Raw genomic sequence first — 8,076 nt, forward strand, 5'->3', positions numbered from 1 at the left:
CCCCGCCGCCCGGGCCCCCCCCCCCGCGGGGGGCGGGGGCCGCTACACCACCCCGCGGCGGCCCTCACCGCCCCCGGGCCCCCGGCGGGCCCGGCCGTCCTCCACGGGGAGGACGGCCGCCGCGGTCATGTGCGGGCGGGTCAGCCCAGGTTCAGCACCGACAGGGTCTGGTCGGCCATCTTCGACTCGCCCAGCGCGTTCGGGTGCACCGGCACGTAGTTGGTGCCGAACAGCACCGGCTCGATCCACCGGGTGCCCACCGGCTGGCAGGCGTCGTGCCCCTCGGACGCGGCCGACATGTCCACGTACGTGGCACCCGTCTCCGCCGCCGCCCGCCGCACCGCCGAGTTCAGATGCGTCTGCAGATCCCGCAGATACGGCACATCGCCCGACGCGATCGGCATCTTCACGAAGCACCCCGGGTCGAACGTGGCGGGCAGGATCCACGGGTACCCCAGGATCGCCACCCGCGCGTGCGGCGCCTTCGCCCTGACAGCCTGCAGCGCCGCCTTCACCGCCGGATACGTCGTGTTGTCCACCTGGTCGTCGAAGGTGCTGCCGTACAGGCTCTTGCACGGGTGGCCGAAGCCGACCGTGACCACGCCCGCCGAGCCGCACGCCAGGATGGCGCCGATGAAGGTGTTGTTGTCGTTGCCGCCGATCGTCATCGTCACGAGATCCGTGTCCGCGCCGACGGCGTCGAGCTGCGGCGCGACCCCTGGGTACTGCGACCCCGCGAAGTCCTTGGTCTCCGCGGCCCCGCACGTCGCGTCGGTGAACTGCGCACCGGTCCGCGCGGCGATCACATGCGGGTAGTTCACGCTGGAGCGCGCACACTCCAGCGGTGCGGACCCGTCGAGCGGCAGCACGCCGGAACCGGCGCTGTAACTGTCACCCAGCCCGACGTACGACATCGGGTCCGAGGCATGTGCGGCGGGCCCGCTGAGGCCCAGAGCCACGGTGCCTGCGGCAGCGACGACGGCCGCCAGTCCGCGGGCGAGAGCACGCATCGACATCTGCATTCTCCTTTGAACTCAGACGTGAGGGGGGCTAGCTGTGCCTGGCTGTGCGTGGCGGTTCAGCGATGCTGCGCGGAAATTACTGACCGGTCAGTAAGGAGTCAATGCTTTGCGCAGAACCCCAGTCGGCTGCTGCGCAATTGCCCCCGTTTGGCCCTGGCCGCCGCCCCCCGCGGACCGGTGTCCGGGCAGGCCCGGAACGCACCGCGCCCGCCTCCGCCGCCGTCGTGCCGGGGCCGTACCGATTTGGGTCATAATCGATACCGTGAGCGAGACCGAGCAGCAGCCCCGTACGTCAGTGACGCCGCGCCCCGAGCCGATCCGTTTCTTCGGCACGACCTGGGTCGACCACGACGGCGGCTACAACTGGCGGCGGGCCGGGCTCGCCGTCGGTTCGCTGGTCGCGACGGCCGCGGGGGCGTTCGTGCTGCGCTTCGGCTTCCAGGGGCTGTCCGACGCCAACATCGGCTACTTCGTGACGCTCCTCGCGATCGTCGGCTTCGCCGTGTGCAGCGCCCTCGCCTTCCAGCGCACCTGGCGCGGATTCTCCGAGCGGCGCGTCGCCGAGGACCCGGACGCCGCGCGCTCCGCCCAGGGCCTGATGGTGATCGGCTTCCTCGGCTCCCTGCTCGCCTACTTCTTCCGCTGCTTCAGCGAGGCGCCCGGCGAGGGCCTGCACCGCGCCGAGTACGAGGCCGCCCTCGAGCGGCAGGCGCGCCGGAGCGCGCCCAAGGCCAAGCGCAAGCGGCGCTGACGGCGGGCTCGTTGTCGGTGGGCCGTGCCACGATGCGGGCATGGAACCTACGCAGATCGTTCACGCGCTGTGGGAGCGTATCGAGGCCAGGGACTGGGCGGGCGTCGGCGAGCTGCTGGCGGAGGACCTCGTCGTCGAGTGGCCGGTCAGCCGCGAACGCATCGTCGGCCGCAGCAATTTCGTCCGCGTCAACGCGGAGTACCCCGAGGGCTGGTCCATCCGCGTCCTCCGCGTCATCGCCGACGGCGACACCGTCGTCTCCGAGGTCGAGGTCCCGCACGAGTCCCTCGGCGTCTTCCGCAGCGTCGGCCTCTGGACCGTCCGCGACCGCATAATCGTCGCCGCCCGCGAATACTGGACCCAACTCGGCGCCGACCCCGCTCCCGAATGGCGCGCCCCTTACGTCGTCCGCTACTAACGGGGCCGGGGGTCGGGGGCCGGGGCTTCCGGCGGAGGGCTTCGAAATCGGATATTTACGGCGCTTCTGGCACTCCACACCCGCACCCCCTCCCGCGCCACAAATATCCGGCAGCATTTCGAAACCCTCCCCCTCCACCCCCGCCCCCCTCCACACCTCCGCCACCTCGCCCCGGGCGGGTGGGTGGGTGGGTTACCTCGGGTACCTCGGGTGGGTGGGCTGCCCCCGGGTGGGTGGGCTGCGGCCGCACCTTGCCTCCGGCTGGGGCTTGCGGGTGCGGGTGCGTTGGCTCGGGGGCGAGATTCCGCCTCTCACCCGACCACGGCCCGAACGTGGGGGCAACGAACGTGGGACCCGGGGGAAGGGTTATTGGGCCCCGGAGGGGACCTGGTCATCACACCCCCGTGGACCGGCAGCCGCCATCCGGCCTGGGAGGGGACGTGGCGGGGTGTCCCCGCAGGGCGCCGAACACTTCCCCCGCAGAAGCCAATACACCCGGCAAGTGTTTGGCGCCCGAGGAGTCACCCCGGCGCGGCGCCGACCCCACCCACCAGAAGACCGGCAGACAGAAACGCACTCGCACGGGTGGTGCGGGTGGGAAAAACAACCCCCCTAAGCCCGCCGCGCAGCGGCAACCGTCCCCACGCACCCCACCACCGCCGCGACAACGGCCCCATGCCACAGCCCCGCCCAGACGCTGCCGAAAAACCCTTCACTCGTCAGGACCTGCCTGATCACGAGGTCGCTGAAGAACATCAAAGTGGCCGGCACAGCAGCCACCCGCCAGGGATGAGCCCGCGCCCACCGCCGTATGCGGTAATCCCGCTTGGCGCCGCTAGAGCCGTACCCGAGCACCGCCCCCGACCCCCCGACGGAGTAAAAGAGCAGGGCGGCCACAGACACAGCCCCGGCCAGGATGCCGAGCCCGAAGTGCCCGTCCACCAGATGCAGGGCGAGGGACACGCCGCCACCGAGCGCGCCCACGACGGCCGCCGGCCGCCAGGGTCCAAGGGTCGCCGAGGCCACGGCCAACTGCCGCTTCTCGACGCGGGATGCAGCAACTTCTCGGGATGAACGCCTCATACCGCAACGGTCCTGCGCCCACCGCATGAACGCCATAGGGGATGACCCTGACCCACCCCGTAAGGCCCCCGGGGCCCCACCCGGCTCACCGAACGAACCCCGCCCCCCCCGGGGCCCCCGCCCCCCGTGGGCCCGGCCAGCCGGAAGTCACGAAGACACCCCCGTCAAGACCGCGCGGCTTGACGTGACCCACCCCGCAGGTGTTTATTCATCCCATGATGAATAAACACCTCGGACCGGCCATCGAGGCCATCGGCCTCAGCGTCGTACGCGGTGCCCGCACCGTCCTCGACGACCTCTCGTTCGCGCTCCCGCAGGGCCGCATCACGGGCCTCCTCGGCCCCAGCGGCTGCGGAAAATCGACGTTGATGCGAGCCATCGTCGGCTCGCAGGCCCACGTCACCGGCACGCTCGACGTCCTCGGCCACCCGGCGGGGCACCGCGCGCTGCGCCCCCGGGTCGGATACGTGACGCAGGCCCCGTCCGTCTACGCGGACCTCACCGCGCGGCAGAACCTGGACTACTACGCCGCCGTACTCGGCATCCCGCACCGGGACCGCGCCGCGCAGGTCGACCGCGCGCTCGCGGACGTGGACCTGACCTCGCACGCCGGAGCGCTCGCGGGCAGCCTGTCCGGCGGCCAGCGCGGCCGGGTCTCACTGGCCGTGGCGCTGCTCGGGGAGCCGGAGCTGCTGGTGCTCGACGAGCCGACCGTCGGCCTGGACCCCGTACTGCGCCGCGATCTGTGGAAGCTGTTCCACCGCCTCACCGAGGAGCGCGGCGCGACCGTACTCGTCTCGTCGCACGTGATGGACGAGGCGGAGCGGTGCCACCGCCTGCTGCTGCTGCGCGAGGGCCGCATCCTCGCCGACGGCACACCCGGGGCGCTGCGCGAGCGCACCGGCTCCGACACCGTCGAGGAAGCGTTCCTGCGCCTCGTCGACGAAGCCGCGGGCCGCACTCCCACCGAGGCGCGGACACCCGCCGCCACCGCCACCCCCGAAACCCGCACGGAATCGACCACCTCATGAACCTCGCCCGGACCCTCGCCACCGCCCGCCGCGTCCTGCGCCAGCTCCGCCACGACCCGCGCACGATCGCGCTGATGCTCGTGGTCCCGTGTCTGCTGCTCACGCTGCTGAAGTACGTGTTCGACGCCAGCCCGCGCACGTACGACAGCGCCGGCGCCTCGCTGCTCGGCATCTTCCCGCTGATCACGATGTTCCTGGTCACGTCCATCGCGACGCTGCGCGAACGCACCTCGGGCACGCTCGAACGCCTGCTGTCCATGCCGCTCGCGAAAGCAGACCTGCTCGCGGGCTACGCGCTGGCCTTCGGCGTCGTGGCCGTGGTGCAGGCGACGCTGGCGACGGTGCTGTCCGTCGCCGTCCTCGGCCTCGACGTCAGCGGCTCCGCCTGGCTGCTGCTGGTCGCCGCGCTCGCCGACGCGTTCCTCGGCACCGCGCTCGGCCTGTTCGTGAGCGCCTTCGCGGCGAGCGAGTTCCAGGCCGTGCAGTTCATGCCCGCCGTGCTGCTCCCGCAGTTGCTGCTGTGCGGCCTGTTCGTGCCGCGCGGCGACATGCAGCCGGTGCTGACCGACCTGTCCAACGTGCTGCCGATGTCGTACGCGGCGGACGGGATGACCCAGATCGTCCACCACAGCGGCATCACCGGCGACTTCGTCCGCGATCTCGTCGTCGTCGCCTGCTGCGCGCTGCTCGCCCTCGGCCTGGGAGCCGCGACTCTGCGCCGCCGCACGGCATGATGAGCCCATGACGTCGTACGATCCGGCCGCCGAAGACCTGCGACTGCGTGACGCCGTACGGCTGCGCGAAGCCCGGGACCGCGAGGGCCTGGTCGCCCTCGCGGAGCGGCACCCGCACGACGCGGCCGTGGCGTACCAGTGCGCCTGGCTGCACGACACGCTCGGCCGGGAGGCCGACGCCGCGCCTTTCTACGAGGCCGCGCTGGCGGGTCCCAACCTGACCGATGAGGAGCGCCTGGGCGCCCACACCGGGCTGGGCAGCACGTACCGGGTGCTCGGCCGCTACGAGGAGGCGCTCGCCGCGTTCGACCGGGCCCTCGTGGAGTACCCCGCAGACCCCGCGCTGACCGCCTTCCGGGCGATCGCCCTGCACAACCTCGGCCGTTCCGATGAGGCCGTCGGCTCGCTGCTGAAGCTCCTCACCCACACCAGCAGCGCGCCCGGCATCGCCGCGTACCGCCGCGCGATCGAGCACTACGCCGACCATCTGGACGAGACCGTCGGCTGACGCGGTGACCTGGGGCAGGGCGCCGGGGCAGTGACCTGGACTGCGCCGTACCGAGGGGCGGACGTGCCGCCGCTCGGGGCCCCGCCCCTGCGAGGATGGCCGGGAACACTCCGTCCCGCTTGAGGTGAGCCGCGATGACCACCCAGAACGAGCCCCAGGCTCAGCCCGACGAGCAGCGCCGGGCCCAGGCCCAGAAAGTCGCCGTGCTCGGCACCGGGAAGATCGGCGAAGCCCTCCTCTCCGGCATGATCCGGGCGGGCTGGGCCCCCGGCGACCTCCTCGTCACCGCCCGCCGACCCGAACGCGCCGAGGAACTGCGGGCCCGGTACGGCGTCGAGGCCGTCAGCAACGCCGAGGCCGCGAAGGCCGCCGACACCCTCATCCTGGCCGCGAAGCCGCAGGACATGGGCGCCCTTCTGGACGAGCTGGCCGCGCACGTACCCGCCGACCGCCTCGTGATCAGCGCGGCCGCGGGCATCCCGACCACCTTCTTCGAGGAGCGCCTGGCCGACGGCATCGCGGTGGTGCGGGTCATGCCGAACACCCCGGTGCTGGTGGACGAGGGCATGTCCGTCATCTCCGCGGGCCGCCACGCCACCGAGGCCCATCTGGTGCGCACCGAGGCCATCTTCAACCCGGTCGGCAAGACGCTCCGCGTTCCGGAGAAGCAGCAGGACGCCGCGACCGCGCTGTCCGGTTCGGGCCCGGCGTACTTCTACTACCTGGTCGAGGCCATGACCGACGCGGGCATCCTCCTCGGCCTGCCCCGCGCCCAGGCCCACGACCTCATCGTGCAGTCCGCGATCGGCGCCGCCGTGATGCTCCGCGACAGCGGCGAACACCCGGTCAAGCTCCGCGAGGCCGTCACCTCGCCGGCCGGCACCACCATCAACGCCATCCGCGAGCTGGAGAACCACGGCGTACGCGCCGCCCTGCTCGCCGCGCTGGAGGCCGCCCGCGACCGCAGTCGCGAACTGGCCTCCGGCAACGGCTGACAGCAGGGCCTCGGGGCCCGGGGTCCGGGGTCCGCCTCACGTGGGCGGGAGCAGTCCGATCGCCCGGTAGGCGGCGTCGACCGTGGGCCGGGCGAGCGCCCGCGCCCGCGCGGCGCCGTCCTTCAGCACCCCGTCCACGTACCCGGGATCCGCACTCAACTCCGCATGCCGGGTCTGGAGCGGCCGCAGCAGCTCGACGACCGCCTCGGCCGTGTCGCGCTTGAGGGCGCCGTACGAGTCGTAGTCCTCGGCGAGGGTCCGCGGCTCCTTGCCCGTGCAGGACGACAGGATCTCCAGCAGGTTCGCCACCCCCGGCCGCTCCGACGGCTCGTACTCCACCCCGGACGCGCTGTCCGTGACGGCGCGCGTCACCTTCTTGGTGATGACGGCGGGCTCGTCGAGGAGGTAGATGATCCCGGCCGTGGAGTCGTGGGATTTGCCCATCTTTCCCGTGGGGTCCTGGAGGTCCATCACCCGCGCGGCCACCGTGGGAAGCGTGACGCGCGGTACGACGAACGTCCGCCCGTACCGCAGGTTGAACCGCTCGGCCAGATCCCGGGTCAGCTCCACGTGCTGCGCCTGGTCCTCGCCGACCGGCACCTCGTCGGCGCCGTACGCCAGGATGTCCGCCGCCATCAGCGCGGGATACGTCAGCAGGCTCAGCCGTACGCTCTGCCCCGCCGACTGCGCGCGCACCACCTTCTCCTTGTACTGGATCATGCGCCGCATCTCGCCGTCGGTCGCGACACACTCCAGGAGGTAGGACAGCCGGGCGTGCTCGTCGACATGGCTCTGCACGAACACCGTGCACCCCTGTGGATCGAGCCCGGCGGCGAGCATCAGACTCGCCGCCTGCCTGCTCAGCCGTCGTACCCGGGCTGGATCGTGCTCCATGGTGAGGGCGTGCAGGTCCACCACACAGAACAGCGACTCCGCCCTGTGCTGGTCCTCGTCGGCCCACCGGCGGATCGCGCCGAGGTAGTTCCCCAAGGTGAGATGCCCGGTCGGCTTGACCCCGCTGAAGATTCGCGTCATGTCCGCTGTCTCCTGATCCGCTGTGTGTACGCCTGTGTGTACGGGGGAGTACGTGGGACCGCCGCGCAGAGCGGCCGGGGAGCAACGAAAACGGCCGCCGAAGCGGCGGCCGTTGGATGCATGCGTCAGTCCGGGCCGCCCTAGGCGGCCCACCACTGGGTACTACGCGCATGCGTTGTCATAGGGGGAGAGTAGCTCCTGGGGAGCGTCCGCGACACCAAGTTGACACCCCCCGTTCGTGTGCGTAGTGTTCTCCGAGTTGTCCGACGTGAGCGCCGACTCCGGTCGGTCCCCGGACAGCCATCCCGTAACAAACACTCGAACGAAAACGGCCTGCCGTGTGCGTTCGCCTGTGCGTATTCGGAATGAGGACCGGAAAGCGGCCGATTTGGTTCGACCGCCGAAGTTCCGCTAAAGTCTCACTCGTCGGAACGGCCGAACGGCCGGAAAGACAAGCCCCGCTGACTGGGGGTCAGACACTGAAAAGAGTCTGATAGAG

The 8,076-nt window shown here is 71.5% G+C and carries 8 protein-coding genes; 6 read left to right on the forward strand and 2 right to left on the reverse strand.

Going from position 1 to position 8,076, the window contains the following annotated elements:
• Positions 1–140: 140 nt before the first annotated feature.
• Complete coding sequence (locus tag AB0M29_RS44550; protein ID WP_365393472.1) at positions 141–1,016, reverse strand: SGNH/GDSL hydrolase family protein; 876 nt, start codon at positions 1,014–1,016, stop codon at positions 141–143.
• Between the two features lie 268 nt (positions 1,017–1,284).
• On the opposite strand from AB0M29_RS44550, the gene AB0M29_RS44555 reads away from it, so the two are divergent.
• The 6 genes from AB0M29_RS44555 to proC all read left to right on the forward strand — a co-directional run bounded on the left by AB0M29_RS44555 (position 1,285) and on the right by proC (position 6,542).
• Positions 1,285–1,773 (forward strand): hypothetical protein, encoded by a 489-nt coding sequence (locus AB0M29_RS44555; protein WP_365393474.1) that lies wholly within the window; start codon positions 1,285–1,287, stop codon positions 1,771–1,773.
• Between the two features lie 40 nt (positions 1,774–1,813).
• The gene (locus AB0M29_RS44560; protein ID WP_365393476.1) at positions 1,814–2,191 is read left to right on the forward strand and encodes a nuclear transport factor 2 family protein; all 378 of its coding nucleotides are present in this window, start codon (positions 1,814–1,816) and stop codon (positions 2,189–2,191) included.
• Between the two features lie 1,298 nt (positions 2,192–3,489).
• Positions 3,490–4,305 (forward strand): ABC transporter ATP-binding protein, encoded by an 816-nt coding sequence (locus AB0M29_RS44565; RefSeq protein WP_365393478.1) that lies wholly within the window; start codon positions 3,490–3,492, stop codon positions 4,303–4,305.
• On the forward strand, positions 4,302–5,039 hold the full coding sequence (locus AB0M29_RS44570) for an ABC transporter permease (RefSeq protein WP_365393480.1): 738 nt from the start codon (positions 4,302–4,304) through the stop codon (positions 5,037–5,039). Before AB0M29_RS44565 ends, AB0M29_RS44570 begins: the two co-directional genes overlap by 4 nt.
• A gap of 7 nt (positions 5,040–5,046) precedes the next feature.
• Positions 5,047–5,547, forward strand: a complete 501-nt coding sequence (locus AB0M29_RS44575) for a tetratricopeptide repeat protein (protein ID WP_365393482.1) — start codon at positions 5,047–5,049, stop codon at positions 5,545–5,547.
• Positions 5,548–5,681: 134 nt separating this feature from the next.
• The gene (proC, locus tag AB0M29_RS44580; RefSeq protein ID WP_365393484.1) at positions 5,682–6,542 is read left to right on the forward strand and encodes a pyrroline-5-carboxylate reductase; all 861 of its coding nucleotides are present in this window, start codon (positions 5,682–5,684) and stop codon (positions 6,540–6,542) included.
• A gap of 36 nt (positions 6,543–6,578) precedes the next feature.
• Here the strand turns inward: proC and trpS are convergent, their stop codons facing one another.
• Positions 6,579–7,577 (reverse strand): tryptophan--tRNA ligase, encoded by a 999-nt coding sequence (trpS, locus tag AB0M29_RS44585; protein WP_365393486.1) that lies wholly within the window; start codon positions 7,575–7,577, stop codon positions 6,579–6,581.
• Between the last annotated feature and the right edge of the window lie 499 nt (positions 7,578–8,076).

It is taken from the genome of Streptomyces sp. NPDC051976 (assembly GCF_040680795.1).
Lineage (GTDB): Bacteria > Actinomycetota > Actinomycetes > Streptomycetales > Streptomycetaceae > Actinacidiphila.

What these genes read in the sequence shown, in the direction of transcription:
- AB0M29_RS44550 (WP_365393472.1), bottom strand. Translation starts at nt 1,016, where the DNA reads ATGTCGATGCGTGCTCTCGCCCGCGGACTGGCGGCCGTCGTCGCTGCC.
- AB0M29_RS44560 (WP_365393476.1), top strand. Translation starts at nt 1,814, where the DNA reads ATGGAACCTACGCAGATCGTTCACGCGCTGTGGGAGCGTATCGAGGCC.
- AB0M29_RS44565 (WP_365393478.1), top strand. Translation starts at nt 3,490, where the DNA reads ATGATGAATAAACACCTCGGACCGGCCATCGAGGCCATCGGCCTCAGC.
- AB0M29_RS44570 (WP_365393480.1), top strand. Translation starts at nt 4,302, where the DNA reads ATGAACCTCGCCCGGACCCTCGCCACCGCCCGCCGCGTCCTGCGCCAG.
- AB0M29_RS44575 (WP_365393482.1), top strand. Translation starts at nt 5,047, where the DNA reads ATGACGTCGTACGATCCGGCCGCCGAAGACCTGCGACTGCGTGACGCC.
- proC (WP_365393484.1), top strand. Translation starts at nt 5,682, where the DNA reads ATGACCACCCAGAACGAGCCCCAGGCTCAGCCCGACGAGCAGCGCCGG.
- trpS (WP_365393486.1), bottom strand. Translation starts at nt 7,577, where the DNA reads ATGACGCGAATCTTCAGCGGGGTCAAGCCGACCGGGCATCTCACCTTG.